This is a genomic window from Roseibium polysiphoniae, assembly GCF_014842925.1.
Lineage (GTDB): Bacteria > Pseudomonadota > Alphaproteobacteria > Rhizobiales > Stappiaceae > Roseibium > Roseibium polysiphoniae.
On record NZ_JACYXJ010000003.1, the window covers coordinates 407,216 to 421,953 of the forward strand.

A 14,738-nucleotide genomic window follows, 5' to 3' on the forward strand; every position below is an offset into this window, starting at 1 on the left:
GTAATGAAGAAGATTTTATTGGCTACAGTGAGCGTGCTCATGGGTTCGGGGGTGGCTTTGGCCCAGGCCCCGGTGCCTGACAATCTGGAAAAGCTGTCCAACTTTCAGTCCACGGGTGTCACCGAGTTCACCTACATCGAGCAAAAGGGCGAGTATGCCGACGGCATCAAGAAGACCCTCGAGCGGATATCCCTGCCGGACGGGTTCAAGATCGGACTTTATGCGATTGTTCCTGACGCCCGGCACATGGCCGTTGGTCCGCAAGGCATTGTCACCTTCGTCGGCACCCGCAAGGACAAGGTCTGGTCGGTCACCGACCGCAACAAGGACCGGGTGGCGGATGAAGTGAAGGACTTCGCGCCTTCACTCAAGTTCGCGATCCCAAATGGACCGTGTTTCTCCAAGGATGGCTTTCTCTATATCGCCGAGCAGAACCGGGTTCTGGTCTATCCGGCCGCCGAGTTTTTCTATGAAAGCCCGGATGTGGCCGCCTTCAACGTGGTCAAGCAGGGGGATCTGATCCCGCAGTCGGAGGAGAGCTACAACCACACGGCCCGCGTCTGCAAAATCGGGCCGGATGGCAAGATCTATATTTCGCTCGGACAGCCCTTCAACGTCTCGCCGCCCGAAAAGCTGGACCTCTACAAAGAAACCGGCATCGGCGGGATGATCCGGCTGAACACCGATGGCACCAACCGTGAAGTCTATACCTACGGTATCCGCAACTCGGTCGGACATGACTTCCATCCTGAAACCGGAGAACTCTGGTTCACCGACAATCAGGTGGATGGCATGGGAGATGACATCCCTCCTGGCGAAATCAACCGCCAGACCGCCATGGGCCAGCACTTTGGCTTCCCGTGGTATGGCGGCGGTGACACCCGCACCAACGAATACAAGAACGAAGAAGTGCCGGTGGATGTGGTCATGCCTGCTGCCGAGCAGGTCGCTCACGCCGCCGATCTTGGTATGAGCTTCTACAGTGGCAAGATGTTCCCCGCGAAATACAAGAACGCCATCTTCTCAGCCCAGCACGGATCCTGGAACCGGACGACACCGGTCGGGGCCCGCGTGATGGTCACCTTCGTTGATGACGAAGGCAATGCCACCACGGAAAGCTTCGCCGAGGGATGGATCGACGAAAACGATGAGTATCTCGGCCGCCCGGTGGATGTCGTGCAGTTGCGTGACGGGTCCATTCTGGTGTCCGATGACCTTGCCGGAGCGATCTACCGCATTTGGTATGAGGGCAACTGATGCTGTTTCGACGTGCATGTGTTCTGGGCGGGGTTTTCCTCGCCCAGGCGTTCGCGAGCCACGCGCTGGCTGATGAGGCGATTGTCGGTGATCCGGCAGCCGGGCGAAAGGCAGCGGGCATGTGCCGGACCTGCCATGGCGTGGACGGCTATGCCCGCATTCCGATCGCGCCTCATATTGGCGGCGAGCCTGCGCCCTACCTCGTTCATCAGCTGACGGCTTTTCGGGATGGAACGCGTACTCATGAAATGATGAGTGTCGTGGCCAAATCCCTGACGGATCAACAAATTGCGGATTTGGCAGCATGGTACGCCAGTCAGATAGCGCTTGCGTCGCTGCCACAAGGTGTTTCCGAAGACGCAGCGCCGGAAGCCTGCGTTGCGTGTCACGGTGCGGCGGGGCTGTCGGAGCTCGAAGATGCTCCAAATCTCGCCGGCGAGACGGTGATGTATATCGATACGCAGCTGAAGGCCTTCAGAACCGGAAAGCGTAGCCATGAGATCATGTCGGCAATCGCGGCCGACCTCAGCAATGAGGACATTCGCAGCCTGGCAGAATGGTATGCGGACATCGACCTGACGATCGAGCCCGCAAAGTAGTGAGCTTTCAACACACGGGGCGTCGATCATTCAGGGGCATTTGGCGTTTCACAGCTCCCGTCGAGGAGCTTCTCTTAAAGCCTCGCAAGGCACCAGGTGACTGCGATCACCGAATTCCCAATGAAAAGCTGCTTCATTCGACCGGGCTGACGCACCGCTTGCGATGCCATGCGGGCTGTCTTCCTGCGTGCCGCCCCGGTGCTCGACGATTGTTATCTGTAATTCCATCCAGATGTCTGGTGGGAACTGATTTTCCTCACATTTTCACATAAAAATTTTACATAGACAAAATAATTTTATCTATGTAGATAAAATCTCATGAGTGAGTCAGCGGAATTTATCGAGCAAACAGTTGCCAAGCTTGTCGCGCTTTACGATCAGCCTTTTGGCGGAACGGGGAAGAAGGGCGGGCGATATCGCATTCCGGCAAAGCTTGTGCGTGATATCGCGGGTAGACGTCGGCTGTATGAGGACGACGTGAAAGAGCTGACCCGCGCGATGCTCGAGAAGGGATATGTGCTGATCGACATGGATAGCTTCTTCGTTGTCACGAGCGCGAACACCTTCGTGAACTATCGTCGAGCCAATGAGGATTGCCTTGAATGAGAGAGGGCAAAGTCGGGCGATCAAGAAGAGAGCCGGACGTCATCGGCTGGCGTGAAATCGTTGCTCTGCCAGAGCTTGGGGTCACGGGCATGCGAGCAAAGATCGACACAGGCGCAAGAACCTCTGCGATTCATGCGGACCAGCAGGAGGTCTTTGAGCGCGAGACACGAAGATGGGTTCGTTTTCGCGTGCCTGGTTCGAGATATCACCGGGACATGCGGATCGAAGCCCCCATCTTCGACGAGCGCTTGATCAAGAATACCAGCGGCATTCCCGAGCAGCGCCTTGTGATCGAGACACTTCTGGTTCTCGGCAGGCACCGCTGGCATGTCGAAGTCTCGCTGGCGAACAGGGAAAACATGGGGCTCGACATGATCCTAGGGCGGACTGCAATCCGCAATCGGCGGGTGCTCGTCAACCCGGGTAAATCATTCCTTGCAGGCAAACCTGTTGAGCTAAAGCAGCCATCTGATCGACTGCGTAGCGCTGTGTTGGTGCCAGTAGAATAAGTCGCGACACCCGACGGAAGACTTTCTGAAGGAGAAAGCCTGTGAAAATTGCAATGATGGCACGTAACCCTGACCTATATTCGCACCGTCGCTTGAAAGAAGCAGCCGAAGAGCGTGGTCATGAGCTGGACATCATCAACACGCTGCGGTGTTACATGAACATTGCATCGCGCCGTCCAGAGATCTTTTACAATGGTGAGAAGTTGATCGGTTATGATGCCGTGATTCCGCGTATTGGTGCCTCTGTCACTTTCTACGGTCTGGCAGTGCTTCGCCAGTTCGAGATGATGGGCGTCTATCCCCTCAACGAGTCCGTCGCCATTGGCCGTTCGCGCGACAAGCTGCGCTCCATGCAGCTGCTTGCTCGCGACGGAATTGGCCTGCCTGTGACGACCTTTGCCCATGACCCGAAGATGACCGAAGAGGTTCTGAAAACGGCTGGTGGCGCACCTGTGGTGATCAAGCTGCTGGAAGGTACCCAGGGGATCGGTGTGGTTCTTGCCGATACTGAGCGTTCTGCAAAGTCCGTGATCGAGGCTTTCCGCGGTGCCAACGTGAATATCCTGGTTCAGGAGTTCATCAAGGAGTCCGGCGGTACCGACATTCGTGCACTGGTCGTCGGCGGCAAGGTGATCGCGGCCATGAAGCGTACTGGCGCGGAAGGTGAATTCCGTTCCAACCTGCACCGGGGCGGCAGCGCCCAGGCGATTAAGATTTCACCGGAAGAGCGGTCAACTGCGGTTCGTGCTGCGAAATCCATGGGGCTCAATGTCTGCGGCGTAGACATGTTGCGCGCGAACCACGGGCCGGTGGTCATGGAAGTGAACTCTTCTCCGGGCCTGGAAGGCGTGGAAAAGGCCACTGGTATTGATGTCGCGGGCAAGATCATCGAGTTTATCATGAAGCATGCCGAGGCCGGGAAAACCAAAACCCGCGGCAAAGGATGACAAAGGCCCGCGAGCCGTTTGAGATCGGCACACATCGAATTGCGCCTGTTACCCGGGTGACGATCGATCTTCCGGTAAGTGTGCTTTCAGATCATACGCCGGTGACCATGTCTGTGCATGTGGTGCACGGCCGGCGGCCTGGTCCCGTTGTCTTCGTCAGCGCTGCGGTGCACGGCGACGAGGTGATTGGAGTCGAGATCGCGCGCAGGATCCTGCGCGCACCCAATCTTGACAACCTTAAAGGCACACTGCTGGTGATCCCGATTGTGAATTCATTTGGATTCTTGAACCATTCCAGGTACTTGCCAGATCGGCGCGATCTCAATCGCAGCTTTCCAGGAAGCGTTCGGGGTTCACTTGCAGGTCGCCTCGCGAACCTGTTCATGACTGAAATCGTCAGCAGGTGTGATTGCGGCATCGATCTTCACTCAGCTGCCATTCACCGGACCAATCTACCACAGATACGTGTCTCACCATCACGGCCGGACACGATGCTGCTCGCCGAGGCTTTTGGCGCGCCGGTGATCCTGACTTCCAAACTGCGTGAGGGATCCTTGCGTCAGGCGTCTCAGGAGAAGGGGGTCGACATTCTGCTTTACGAAGCTGGAGAGGGCCTGCGCTTCGATGAAATGGCCATCCGTGCAGGTGTTTCGGGAATACTGCGCGTTTTGCGCAAGCTGGAAATGGTGTCTGGAAAAGGTATTGCCCGGCCAAAGGTTCCTTCGATCCAGACCTCGGCCAGTTCCTGGGTGAGAGCACCTGCAGGCGGTCTCTTGCGTACATTCAAATCCATCGGCGAGGTTGTTTATGCTGGTGATCTGCTTGGGATTGTCTCCGATCCTTTCGGCGAAGTCGAAAAGGAAATCGAGGCGCCTGAGGATGGCTTGATCATTGGCCGGACCAATTTGCCCGTCCTTAATGAAGGGGACGGCCTGTTTCATATTGCCGAAGTCCGGCGCAAGGATGATCCGGAGCGCACGCTCGATAGCCTGAACTCGCAGCTGGAAGCGGACCCGCTATTCGACGAGGATGAGATTATCTGACTGTGCACTGCGGGAAAACGCATCGAGCCTCTGGCTTGAAGCCTTTGCAACGACTATGTTTTGACTAGTCAAAACTTGGCCGGTGCATGTTTCGAACCTTAGAGGCGCCGGCGCTTTTCAGTCAGAACAGCAGGATGCCATCTTCATGGACCAGATGATCCCGGCCAAATTCGGTATTGGCGCGCCCGTGCGCCGGAAGGAAGATGCCAAGCTGATTACCGGCCATGGTATCTATACGGATGACTATGCGCCGGCTGGTGCGCTTCACGCCCACGTTCTGCGGTCCGCCATGGCCCATGCGAAAATCTCGCTGAGCGGCCTGGAAGAGGCACGCGCGGTTCCTGGTGTCGCGATGGTGCTGACGGCAGAGGATGTATCGGACCTGAAACCGATGCCGACCAAGGCGGTGATGAAACAGGTCGACGGTACGTCTCACGCCTGTCCGCCACAGCCTGTCTTGTGTTCCGACACGGTTCGATATGTTGGCGATGCGATCGCCTTCATTGTCGCTGACAGCGTGAACACCGCGAAGTCTGCGTCCGAATTGATCGAGGTGGACTACGAGCCGCTTGATGTTGCCGTCGGAATTGAGACCTCACTTCAGGGCGATGCGCCGCTGGTCTGGCCTGAATACGGGTCAAACAAGGCGTTTGTTCTTGGCCATGGCGATGAAGACAAATGTGCCGCGGCATTCGAGGCTGCCGACCGTGTGGTCTCCATCAAGCTGATCAACAACCGTCTGGTCGCCAATTACATGGAGCCACGCGGATGTGTTGCCGAATTTGATCCAGAGCAGGAGCGTTTCACTCTGACGGCTGGAACCCAGGGCGGTCATGGCATGCGCAGTGTGATCTGCAACGACATCCTCGGCATTGACGAGGACAAGCTGCGGATCGTTACCCCTGAAGTGGGCGGCGGCTTTGGCACCAAGATGTTTACCTACCGGGAATATCCGCTCTGTCTGACGGCTGCGCAGCGTCTTGGCAAACCCGTCAAGTGGACGGGCGAGCGGATGGATCATTTCGTCACCGACGCCCACGGTCGTGACAACGTCACATATGCCGAACTGGCGCTTGACAAGGACGCGAAGATTGTTGGCCTGAAAATCGACGTTCTGGCCTCCATGGGGGCTTACCTCCACCAGTACGCGCCCTTCATTCCCTTCGTCGGCACCTCCATGTCGACCGGCCTTTACGACGTGCCTGCGCTTTGGGTGACGGCGACCGGCGTCTATGAGAACACCGTGCCGACGGATGCCTACCGTGGAGCAGGGCGGCCTGAAGCGGCCTATCTGATCGAGCGGCTGATCGAGAAGGCCGGGGCGGAGACAGGACTGGGGTCAGCGGAAATACGCCGCCGGAATTTTGTTGCCGCCGAGAACCTGCCCTACACCACACAGACGGGCCGGCTCTATGACACGGGTGATTTTGCCGGCCACATGGACAAGGCCATGGAGGTGGCGGACTGGTCCAGGTTCGAGGCGCGGCAAAAAGCGAGTGCAGACAACGGCAAATTCCGCGGCATCGGCATGTGTTCCTACATCGAGGCCTGCGCTTTCCCCGGTGGTGAGGAAGCGACTGTGGAACTCAACGGCAATGGAACCGTGACGCTTTTGATCGGAACCCAGACCAACGGCCAGGGACACGCCACGTCCTATGGTCAGATCATTGCGGAACAGCTCGGACTGGATCTTGAAAAGATCGAGGTCATCCAGGGCGATACGGACCGCGTGCGCAAGGGCGGCGGGACCGGTGGTTCGCGGTCCATTCCGCTTGGCCTTCCTTCCGTGAATGAAGCGTCCAAGACGCTGGTGAAGAAGATCAAGGACCAGGCGGCAGAACAACTCGAGGTGGGGCCCGAGGATCTGGAGCTGGTCGGCGGCGATGTCCGGGTTGTGGGAACGGACCGCCAGGTCACCCTGGCCGAGGTTGCAGCCAATGCGCCCCAGAAACTGTTTGGCCAGGAAGAGGTCAAGCAGGTTGAGGCGACCTATCCCAATGGAACGCACATTGCTGAGGTTGAGATCGACCCGGAGACGGGCAACGTTTCGGTTGAGAACTATGTGATTGTCGATGACTTCGGCGTCACGGTGAATCCGATCCTCCTGGAAGGCCAGGTTCAGGGCGGAACGGCACAGGCGATCAGTCAGGCCTTGTGCGAGCGCACGGTCTACGACGAGGAAGGTCAGCTGCTGACAGCGTCACTGCTGGACTATCAACTGATCCGGGCCGGAGACCTGCCAGACTTCAACTTCCAGACCCGTAACATTCCGTCGACCACCAACGCGATGGGCATCAAGGGGGCCGGGGAGGCTGGCACCATCGGTGGATGCGCGTCCATCATGAATGCAGTCCAGAAGGCGCTGCGCGATGGGGCAGGTGTGGACCACATCGATATGCCGGCAACCCCGTCACGCGTGTGGGAAGCGATCCAGGCGCAGAAGTCCTAGGATTTTGCCTTGCGATATTTTCGAGGCGAGAGGGGCCTAACTTTCGCCTCGATATACGTAATTCTCCATAGTCTGGATACGAAGTCTTAGTAAACTGAGTATACCGTCGCGTGTAGTGAGGTGCCGGCGATCAAGGGAGGGAGGCCGCTCACTTCTCTCGTTTCGACAGGGCGCTCTCCTTATGTTTTTAGTACTTTCTTGCATTGCGGTTGCGCATGAAGCTCGGTTTACGTTGCTTGCCGCGCTTGTTTGTATTTTGGGTGCATTTCTCACCGTAAATCTTTATTCGCGGCTCCGGTCGAGCCGGGGAAGCAAACGCTACCTATGGCTGTTTCTCGTCGCGCTAGTTGGCGGAGCAACGATCTGGACGACACATTTCTCTGCGATGCTGGGCTATATCGTTCCGCTCGGCAGAACCTTTGAGCCGACTCTCACCCTCATCTCGCTTGGCTGCGCAATCTTGACCAGCGGCTTGGCCTTTCTGCTGGCCTCCCAAGGCAGGTCGATCGGTTTTCCGTTGATAGGAGGGGCCGTGTTTGGGATGGGCATCGCGGTGATGCACTACCTTGGGATGGAAGCCTATCTGGTCACGGGCATCCTCAAGTGGGACGTGTCCTTTGTCGCCTGGTCGGTGGTGCTTGGGGGAGGGTTGGGGGCCGCGGCCCTCGTTCTCGCGCATACGGGCAAGGGTGTATCTGGCATTGTCCAGGCTGCTTCGGTCATGATCCTGGCGATCGTGCTGATGCATTTCATCGGTATGACGGCCATCACCGTGGTGCCGCTTTCCGGGGTCTCGATCCCGGCGCAGGCGTTGTCGGATGACGTCATGCTGGCTGCGGTCGTTGGTGTGACCTTGGTGATCATCGCCACGGTTGGCAGTGCGTTCGTGATCGACACGCGGAATATGGCCGAGGCAACCGCGACCTATCAGCATCTGGCGATGCATGATCCTCTGACCCAATTGCCGAACCGCACCTATCTCCGGCATCAGCTGGAAGAGGAACTCTTGAACGTCCGGGACAGCAGCATGCTCGCGGTCCTGGCGATCGATCTTGATCGCTTCAAGGATGTGAACGACCTGCATGGGCATGGTGCTGGAGACGCTCTTCTGGCCGATCTCGGCCGGCGGCTGAAGCTGCTGCTTGGCGACGGGGAGTTTGTCGCACGGATCGGGGGCGATGAATTTGTCGCCTATAAGTCTGGCGTTGCCGATGAAGCGGAAATTCTGCCCTTTGCAAACAGGTTGCGCAGTGAGATTGCGCGCCCGTTTGATTGGCAAAATCAGGTGGTAAAGATCGGTGGGAGTGTTGGCATTTCCCGGGCGCCCCGCGATGGTTTGGCGGCCGATGAATTGCTGACGAGGGCCGATTTGGCTGCCTATAGCGCGAAGACTGATGGCGGCGACAGACTGGCGTTCTATTGCGAGGGAATGGAAGAACGAAGCCGTTCGCGTGCCTCGATCGCGCTTGACCTCAAGTCGGCCATCCAGAACGGCGAGCTTGAGCTTTATTACCAACCACAGAATGACACGCGAACCCGTAGCCTGAAGGGCTTCGAGGCGCTGGTGCGTTGGAAACATCCCGAGCGCGGATTGGTGTCGCCGACCGAATTTATTCCGATTGCCGAAGAGACAGGCCTTATTCTCGACATTGGAGCCTGGGTTCTGGAAGAGGCCTGCACCGCGGCGGCTGCCTGGCCGGAGCAATACTCTGTGGCTGTGAATGTCTCGGCGCTTCAGATCGCTCAATCGACGCTATCCCAGCAGGTTGCGGCTGTCCTGGCACGGACCAGTCTGGCGCCAGCCCGGCTCGAGATTGAACTGACGGAGAGCGGATTGATCGCCGATCAGGCTCATGCGCTCAAGGTCGTTCTCGATCTCAAGAAGCTCGGCGTCAGTGTCGCGATGGATGATTTCGGCACCGGTTATTCGTCGCTGTCGACCTTGCAGAATTTCCCGTTCGACAAGATCAAGATCGATCGCGGGTTCATAATGAGCTTGACTGCGAACAAACAGTCCGCCGCAATCGTCAAATCGACAATACTGCTCGGAACCAGCTTGAAGATCCCGGTCCTGGCGGAAGGTGTCGAAACAGAGGATCAATTGTCCTTCCTGCTCCAGGAAGGCTGCCAATCCGTGCAGGGCTATCTTTTTGGAAAGCCGCTGCGTCTCGATGAATGTATCGCGCTTATGGATTCCGAGCGCGGCGAAAAAGAATCCGTCCTGCCGAGCGTGGATCTGGTCGCCACACCGACATAGATTTGGCAGGCGCTATTCTGCTGCCATTTCAACCGGCTCGCCGCCGTTCTTTTCGAATTCCCAGATATGGCCTTCAAATGCGCGCAGGCGTTTGTAGACCGATATCAATTCGACGATGGTGGTCCAGGCGTTGACGAGATACTGGAACGAGCTTTCCACGCGGCCAAACGCGCGAACAATCTGCTGCATTACGCCAAGCGTGATGGCGCCGCTGATGATCGTGGGGCCGAGTGCGATATAGGGGACGAGAACCGTCGCCTGCAGGTAAGACCAGCGCGCAACATCGAAATAGAGATAGTGGAAGTAGAGGCGAAAGTAGTTCTTCCGCACATTGCCGAACAGTTCGGCGACCGAGGGTGGATCCGCACGTTCCTCATTGTCCTCGCCATAGACGAGTTCCTTGCGATAGGCCGCTTCGACCTTCTGGTTCTGGAATTCAAGGCCGGGCAGTTTGAAACCGACTGCCGCCAGCAGCACGGTGCCCGAAGCCGCTGACAGAATGGCGACATAGACCAGCGAGTGCGAAACAGCTCCGATCCAGGGCAACTCGGTGACATTTTCTGACAAGGTCCAGAGCAATGGCAAAAACGCGATCAGGGTCATGATCGAACGCATGAAGGAAACGCCAAGCCCTTCCATGATGCGCGCAAAGCGCATGGTGTCTTCCTGAACGCGTTGGGATGCGCCTTCTATGTGCCGCACCACCTGCCAGTGGCTCATGTAGTAGTTGTTCATCGCCGTGCGCCAACGGAAAATGAAGTGCTTGATGAAGAAATCCAGGATCACCGCAATGACGATGTAGATCCCTGCGATGCGGAAGAAAGTCATCATTTCCGCCATATATTCGGGAAATGTGATGCTGCCCGGTTCGCTGAGGGATTTCTGGACAATATCGTAGAAGCTGCCGAACCATTCATTGATCTGAACGTCGAGCTGCACCTTGTACCAGGTCACTCCGAGGATCAGCACAGAGCCGATGTATGCCCACAAGAACCACTTTGGATTCTGGAAGAAGGAACGAAACATGCGGGCTCATCCTTTCGATTCGTCATTCGCACTTGCAAAGCCTGCGTAAATATAGGCGCAAGGACCATGGCCCCAAGTCGGCAAAACTTCACTTTTTCGCGGAAAGCTGTGTAGAACCGGGAAGATTTCAAAGTTCGGTGATGATCGCGGCGCACATTGCACCGCGCGCAGGGCTTGGCTATCCTGATTGTGATCTGGTGTGCAGACAACTGCTTGCCGATTTCCCTCCGGATTTTCTCTGGTGGTTTGCTGCGGCAGTCTGCCCAGAATTCAGGTTCCATCCTCGCTGACAGTTGATTGCCAGCTCGGCCATCAGATTTGAAAGACAGAGTGGCTCTACGGGCCCGACGCCCCGCTCTGACTCATTGATCTCGCGTCGGACCCTTTTGGATGTGACTTATGGCGCTCTCCAGCGCAGCCTCGAAGTCTTCGGACGCTCCTGCATCGGCGGGCCTTACACGTGTTGCCCCCCTCCTTGGAATTTCCCTGAAGTTGGCATCCACCCTGGTCTTTTCGATCATGGTGGTGGCGCTCAAGGTCGCCTCTGAGACCATCCCGATCGGCGAGATTGTATTTGCACGCAATTTCTTCGGAATGTGGCCTGTTCTGATCATGGTCGCGTTCAGAGGCGAGCTCGTGATCGCCTTTCGAACGAGCCGCCCGCTCAGTCACATGGGGCGCTCTGCCGTTGGCATTGCGGCCATGATCTTTGCCTTCACGTCGTTTTCCCTGTTGCCGCTGCCCGATGCCACGGCGATCGGCTTTGCGACGCCGCTCATCGTGGTTGTTCTCGCCTGGGCGGTGTTGGGCGAACAGGTCCGCGTCTACCGCTGGTCTGCTGTCGGGGTCGGCTTGCTTGGCATCTTGATCATTCTGTCTCCGCACCTTGGTGAAGGCGAGTTTGGCGACAGTCAGACAATCGGCGCCATGTGCGGGGCCATGGCTGCGCTGTTTGCGGCCATGGCAATGATTTTCGTTCGCAAGCTTTGCGAGAGCGAGCGCACGTCAACGATCGTAACCTGGTTCTCGGGGTCGGCGACTGTGTTGTCGTTCGTAACGATCCCGCTCGGCTGGCTCATTCCATCTCAGGCCTGGGTGATGCCTGACCTTGAGACCTTCGGGTTGTTGCTGCTCGTCGGTCTGTCGGGAGGTGTTGGACAGATCCTGCTGACCCAGAGCTACCGCTTTGCGGACGCCTCGACCATCGCGCCCTTCGACTATGCAAACATGATCTGGGCCGTTGCTTTGGGCTATTTCCTTTTTGCGGAAATCCCCGTGCCGGAGGTGCTGGCAGGAGCTGCAATCGTGATCGCCGCAGGCGTGTTTGTCATCTACCGCGAACACAGGCTCGGACTGGACCGGACCAAGAACCGGCGCGCCTCTACGCCTTCGAGGTCTTAGGGCGGATGCTGTGCTGAGGGTTTTAAACGGCCAGCTTGTCAAAATCGCTCTTGCGCAGGAGCATGACAAGGTCCTGCGCAGGGGAGAGCTGGAAAGGCCTGCGGCACGCTTCAATCGCAAAGGGCAAGATGCCCTCTATCTGAGTCCTGACGAACTCAGCGCAAGAGTGGCCATCGGTCAATATGTGACGCCGGAGACGTCAGAGCGCGTGCTGCTGACCTTCGATCTTTCCGATTGCCGGTTGTGTGACCTCCGTCATCCAGATGCAGCGGAACTATATGAACTGGCGCGTCAGCCTTGGATTGCGCCACTTGAGGCCGGTGCGACGCCTCCTTCATGGAGTGCTGCCGACGAGATCAGGAAGGCTGGTTTTGACGGGCTTATCGACCCGTCGCGCCGCAGGCCGGGGCTTTGGCACGTTACACTGTTCCGATGGAACGAAGGTGATGGGCCAAAGGTTCGTTCCATCGGTAGTCCGAAGCCAATCCGACTCACGTGCGACTTCAGCTGACCTCAAAACGCCTTGAAGGTGATGACTGTCTTGGTGTCATGGATGCCGGCTACCGGATGGACCTTTTCGTTGACGAAGTGGCCGATGTCGGCGCCATCTTCGACGTAGAATTTGACGAGAAGATCGTAGTCGCCGCTCGTGGAATAGATTTCCGAAGCGATCTCTGCATCCGCGATGGCATTGGCCACCTTGTAGGTTTCGCCGAGTTTGCATTTGATCATTACGAAGAAGGGCGTCATGGCGAGCTCCAGAATGTGTCTGTTGCCCTCGGCATGACCGATTTGGCCGTGGCAGTCAATTCCGGCTGCATACCTGGTGCTCGGTGCGAGGGCTTGCATTCGATCTGACGACTTGCTAGCTGTCTCAACATCTCATGGGGGTGCCCGGCGTTACGGATCGGGCTGAGAGGCAAACGGCCAACTCCTTGAACCTGATCCGGCTCATACCGGCGGAGGGATTTGAGATGAGTATGCTCAAGGCTTCGGCCCTATCAATTTCGTCTGGTGTCATGACCTATCCCCTTAACGTTTTACGGGGAGGGGTTCTTTGATCGCTATGACCTCCTCCCTTACGAGTGACCGTATCGCCGAAGCCCTCGGGGCTTTACGACGTGCGACACCGCGCATCCACTGCATCACAAATGCAGTCGCGCAATCCTTCACGGCAAATGTCCTGCTGGCCTTAGGCGCAGTACCATCGATGACGATTGCTCCGGAGGAAGTCGCCGGCTTCGCCTCAAGCGCGGATGCCCTGCTGATCAATCTGGGAACGCTAGACGAGACCAGGCGGCTTGCTATCCCCATTGCTCTTCGTGCCGCGCAGGAAGCGAAGCGCCCGATCGTTCTCGACCCGGTTTTTGTCAACCGCTCTGAAATTCGCTGCACTTTCGCCCGGGATCTCCTGCAGGAACGGCCCACGCTCTTGCGGGCCAACAGGGATGAAATGGCGGCGTTGTTTCCCTCTCGTGAACCGTTCGATGCGCTTGCAGAGTCTGGTGCCATCCTTGCGATGACTGGTGCGGAAGACGTGGTGGGGGAACGTGGCCGTACACTCCGGCTTGGCAACGGACATCCGCTTCTTGCCCGGGTGACGGCGACCGGATGTGCGGGCGGCGCGGTGATGGCTGCGTTTCTTGCGGTCGAGACAGATCCGGTCATCGCCGCCGCCATGGGCGTTTCGGTTTTCAATATTGCCGGCGAAATCGCAGCCGAACAGGCAGCTGGCCCCGGCTCCCTGGTGCCAGCGCTTCTGGATGCGCTTTACCTGCTCGACGGGCAAGAGATCTCCAAACGACTGAATATCATCGAACAAAGAGAAGGGAGGCATGCATGACTGCGATTGCCGTCACGATCGCGGGTTCGGATTCTGGTGGTGGTGCCGGGATTCAGGCCGATCTGAAGAGCTTTTCCGCAAATGGTGTTTATGGCGCGAGTGTCCTGACAGCCCTTACTGCCCAAAATACCCTCGGCGTGACCGGCATCCAGGATGTTCCGCCCGACTTTATTCGCGCGCAGATGGATGCAGTATTTTCCGATCTTGCCGTCAACGCCACCAAGATCGGTATGTTGTCGCGACCGGAAGTGATCCAGACAGTCGTTGATGGCCTCGCCGCGCATCAAACCGGACCTGTCGTCGTCGACCCGGTGATGGTGGCGGCCTCAGGCGATCCTCTGCTCGCCGATGAAGCGGTTGAGGTGTTGATAGAGCGTCTGGTTCCAGTCGCTGATCTCATCACGCCGAACCTTCACGAGGCTGCGCGGATGCTTGGATCCGATATGGCCGAGACCGAAGCAGACATGGCGAGCCAGGCCGAACGTCTTCTGGCGGCGGGCGCGAAGGCCGTGCTTGTCAAAGGAGGGCATGGCACGGGTTCCGAGAGCGCTGACCTTCTGATGAGTGAAGACGTCACGCACTGGTTCCGCGCACCGCGAATAGAGACGTCGAATACCCACGGTACGGGCTGCACGCTTTCGTCGGCCATTGCGGCCGGCTTTGCAAAAGGTCTCGGGCTCGTCGACGCGGTCTCTCAAGCGAAGGCCTACGTCAGCGCGGCGATCTCGTCCGCCGACCAGTTGAACATCGGCGCAGGCCACGGCCCCGTCCATCACTTCCATGCATTCTGGAGATCGTAAC

At 57.7% G+C, this 14,738-nt stretch carries 15 protein-coding genes and 1 riboswitch; of the genes, 12 read left to right on the forward strand and 3 right to left on the reverse strand.

All coding sequences use genetic code 11. The annotated features are described in order from the left end of the window. The first annotated feature begins 3 nt into the window (after positions 1–3). Entirely contained in the window at positions 4–1,257 is a 1,254-nt protein-coding gene (locus IG617_RS08840; RefSeq protein ID WP_192108854.1) for a PQQ-dependent sugar dehydrogenase, read from the forward strand. Further along, on the forward strand, positions 1,257–1,856 hold the full coding sequence (locus tag IG617_RS08845) for a c-type cytochrome (protein WP_192108855.1): 600 nt from the start codon (positions 1,257–1,259) through the stop codon (positions 1,854–1,856). Before IG617_RS08840 ends, IG617_RS08845 begins: the two co-directional genes overlap by 1 nt. Positions 1,857–1,904: 48 nt before the next feature. On the opposite strand, the gene IG617_RS08850 is transcribed toward IG617_RS08845, so the two are convergent. Next, complete coding sequence (locus IG617_RS08850) at positions 1,905–2,084, reverse strand: hypothetical protein (RefSeq protein ID WP_192108856.1); 180 nt, start codon at positions 2,082–2,084, stop codon at positions 1,905–1,907. A 90-nt stretch (positions 2,085–2,174) separates the two neighbouring features. Here IG617_RS08850 and IG617_RS08855 point away from each other — a divergent pair, with 90 nt between their 5' ends. The 6 genes from IG617_RS08855 to IG617_RS08880 all read left to right on the forward strand — a co-directional run bounded on the left by IG617_RS08855 (position 2,175) and on the right by IG617_RS08880 (position 9,667). Beyond that, the gene (locus IG617_RS08855; RefSeq protein ID WP_192108857.1) at positions 2,175–2,462 is read left to right on the forward strand and encodes a hypothetical protein; all 288 of its coding nucleotides are present in this window, start codon (positions 2,175–2,177) and stop codon (positions 2,460–2,462) included. Continuing rightward, a complete protein-coding gene (locus tag IG617_RS08860; protein ID WP_192108858.1) occupies positions 2,459–2,971 on the forward strand; it encodes an ATP-dependent zinc protease family protein in 513 nt (170 codons plus the stop codon). The genes IG617_RS08855 and IG617_RS08860 overlap by 4 nt, the downstream gene beginning before the upstream one ends. Positions 2,972–3,012: 41 nt before the next feature. Beyond that, the gene (rimK, locus tag IG617_RS08865) at positions 3,013–3,918 is read left to right on the forward strand and encodes a 30S ribosomal protein S6--L-glutamate ligase (RefSeq protein WP_192108859.1); all 906 of its coding nucleotides are present in this window, start codon (positions 3,013–3,015) and stop codon (positions 3,916–3,918) included. Continuing rightward, positions 3,915–4,961 carry a succinylglutamate desuccinylase/aspartoacylase family protein gene (locus IG617_RS08870; protein ID WP_192108860.1) on the forward strand — a complete coding sequence of 349 codons (1,047 nt, stop codon included), beginning with the start codon at positions 3,915–3,917 and terminating at the stop codon, positions 4,959–4,961. The genes rimK and IG617_RS08870 overlap by 4 nt, the downstream gene beginning before the upstream one ends. A 145-nt stretch (positions 4,962–5,106) precedes the next feature. Then, positions 5,107–7,410 carry a xanthine dehydrogenase family protein molybdopterin-binding subunit gene (locus IG617_RS08875; RefSeq protein ID WP_192108861.1) on the forward strand — a complete coding sequence of 768 codons (2,304 nt, stop codon included), beginning with the start codon at positions 5,107–5,109 and terminating at the stop codon, positions 7,408–7,410. Between the two features lie 181 nt (positions 7,411–7,591). Next, positions 7,592–9,667: a putative bifunctional diguanylate cyclase/phosphodiesterase gene (locus IG617_RS08880; protein WP_192108862.1), complete on the forward strand. Its 2,076-nt coding sequence runs from the start codon at positions 7,592–7,594 to the stop codon at positions 9,665–9,667. 12 nt (positions 9,668–9,679) lie between these two features. On the opposite strand, the gene sbmA is transcribed toward IG617_RS08880, so the two are convergent. Then, positions 9,680–10,693 carry a peptide antibiotic transporter SbmA gene (gene sbmA / locus IG617_RS08885; protein WP_192108863.1) on the reverse strand — a complete coding sequence of 338 codons (1,014 nt, stop codon included), beginning with the start codon at positions 10,691–10,693 and terminating at the stop codon, positions 9,680–9,682. 399 nt (positions 10,694–11,092) lie between these two features. Between sbmA and IG617_RS08890 the strand changes: the two genes are divergently transcribed. Next, positions 11,093–12,094: a DMT family transporter gene (locus IG617_RS08890; protein ID WP_192108864.1), complete on the forward strand. Its 1,002-nt coding sequence runs from the start codon at positions 11,093–11,095 to the stop codon at positions 12,092–12,094. Between the two features lie 10 nt (positions 12,095–12,104). After that, on the forward strand, positions 12,105–12,605 hold the full coding sequence (locus IG617_RS08895) for an RES domain-containing protein (RefSeq protein ID WP_192108865.1): 501 nt from the start codon (positions 12,105–12,107) through the stop codon (positions 12,603–12,605). Between the two features lie 2 nt (positions 12,606–12,607). On the opposite strand, the gene IG617_RS08900 is transcribed toward IG617_RS08895, so the two are convergent. Further along, entirely contained in the window at positions 12,608–12,844 is a 237-nt protein-coding gene (locus IG617_RS08900; protein WP_192108866.1) for an Lrp/AsnC ligand binding domain-containing protein, read from the reverse strand. 126 nt (positions 12,845–12,970) lie between these two features. Then, positions 12,971–13,080, forward strand: a riboswitch (TPP riboswitch). 80 nt (positions 13,081–13,160) lie between these two features. Here IG617_RS08900 and thiM point away from each other — a divergent pair. Further along, positions 13,161–13,937 (forward strand): hydroxyethylthiazole kinase, encoded by a 777-nt coding sequence (gene thiM, locus IG617_RS08905; RefSeq protein ID WP_192108867.1) that lies wholly within the window; start codon positions 13,161–13,163, stop codon positions 13,935–13,937. After that, on the forward strand, positions 13,934–14,737 hold the full coding sequence (thiD, locus tag IG617_RS08910; protein WP_192108868.1) for a bifunctional hydroxymethylpyrimidine kinase/phosphomethylpyrimidine kinase: 804 nt from the start codon (positions 13,934–13,936) through the stop codon (positions 14,735–14,737). The genes thiM and thiD overlap by 4 nt, the downstream gene beginning before the upstream one ends. Position 14,738 lies beyond the last annotated feature (1 nt).

What these genes read in the sequence shown, in the direction of transcription:
- IG617_RS08840 (WP_192108854.1), top strand. Translation starts at nt 4, where the DNA reads ATGAAGAAGATTTTATTGGCTACAGTGAGCGTGCTCATGGGTTCGGGG.
- IG617_RS08845 (WP_192108855.1), top strand. Translation starts at nt 1,257, where the DNA reads ATGCTGTTTCGACGTGCATGTGTTCTGGGCGGGGTTTTCCTCGCCCAG.
- IG617_RS08850 (WP_192108856.1), bottom strand. Translation starts at nt 2,084, where the DNA reads ATGGAATTACAGATAACAATCGTCGAGCACCGGGGCGGCACGCAGGAA.
- IG617_RS08855 (WP_192108857.1), top strand. Translation starts at nt 2,175, where the DNA reads ATGAGTGAGTCAGCGGAATTTATCGAGCAAACAGTTGCCAAGCTTGTC.
- IG617_RS08860 (WP_192108858.1), top strand. Translation starts at nt 2,459, where the DNA reads ATGAGAGAGGGCAAAGTCGGGCGATCAAGAAGAGAGCCGGACGTCATC.
- IG617_RS08870 (WP_192108860.1), top strand. Translation starts at nt 3,915, where the DNA reads ATGACAAAGGCCCGCGAGCCGTTTGAGATCGGCACACATCGAATTGCG.
- IG617_RS08875 (WP_192108861.1), top strand. Translation starts at nt 5,107, where the DNA reads ATGGACCAGATGATCCCGGCCAAATTCGGTATTGGCGCGCCCGTGCGC.
- IG617_RS08880 (WP_192108862.1), top strand. Translation starts at nt 7,592, where the DNA reads ATGTTTTTAGTACTTTCTTGCATTGCGGTTGCGCATGAAGCTCGGTTT.
- sbmA (WP_192108863.1), bottom strand. Translation starts at nt 10,693, where the DNA reads ATGTTTCGTTCCTTCTTCCAGAATCCAAAGTGGTTCTTGTGGGCATAC.
- IG617_RS08890 (WP_192108864.1), top strand. Translation starts at nt 11,093, where the DNA reads ATGGCGCTCTCCAGCGCAGCCTCGAAGTCTTCGGACGCTCCTGCATCG.
- IG617_RS08900 (WP_192108866.1), bottom strand. Translation starts at nt 12,844, where the DNA reads ATGACGCCCTTCTTCGTAATGATCAAATGCAAACTCGGCGAAACCTAC.
- thiM (WP_192108867.1), top strand. Translation starts at nt 13,161, where the DNA reads ATGACCTCCTCCCTTACGAGTGACCGTATCGCCGAAGCCCTCGGGGCT.
- thiD (WP_192108868.1), top strand. Translation starts at nt 13,934, where the DNA reads ATGACTGCGATTGCCGTCACGATCGCGGGTTCGGATTCTGGTGGTGGT.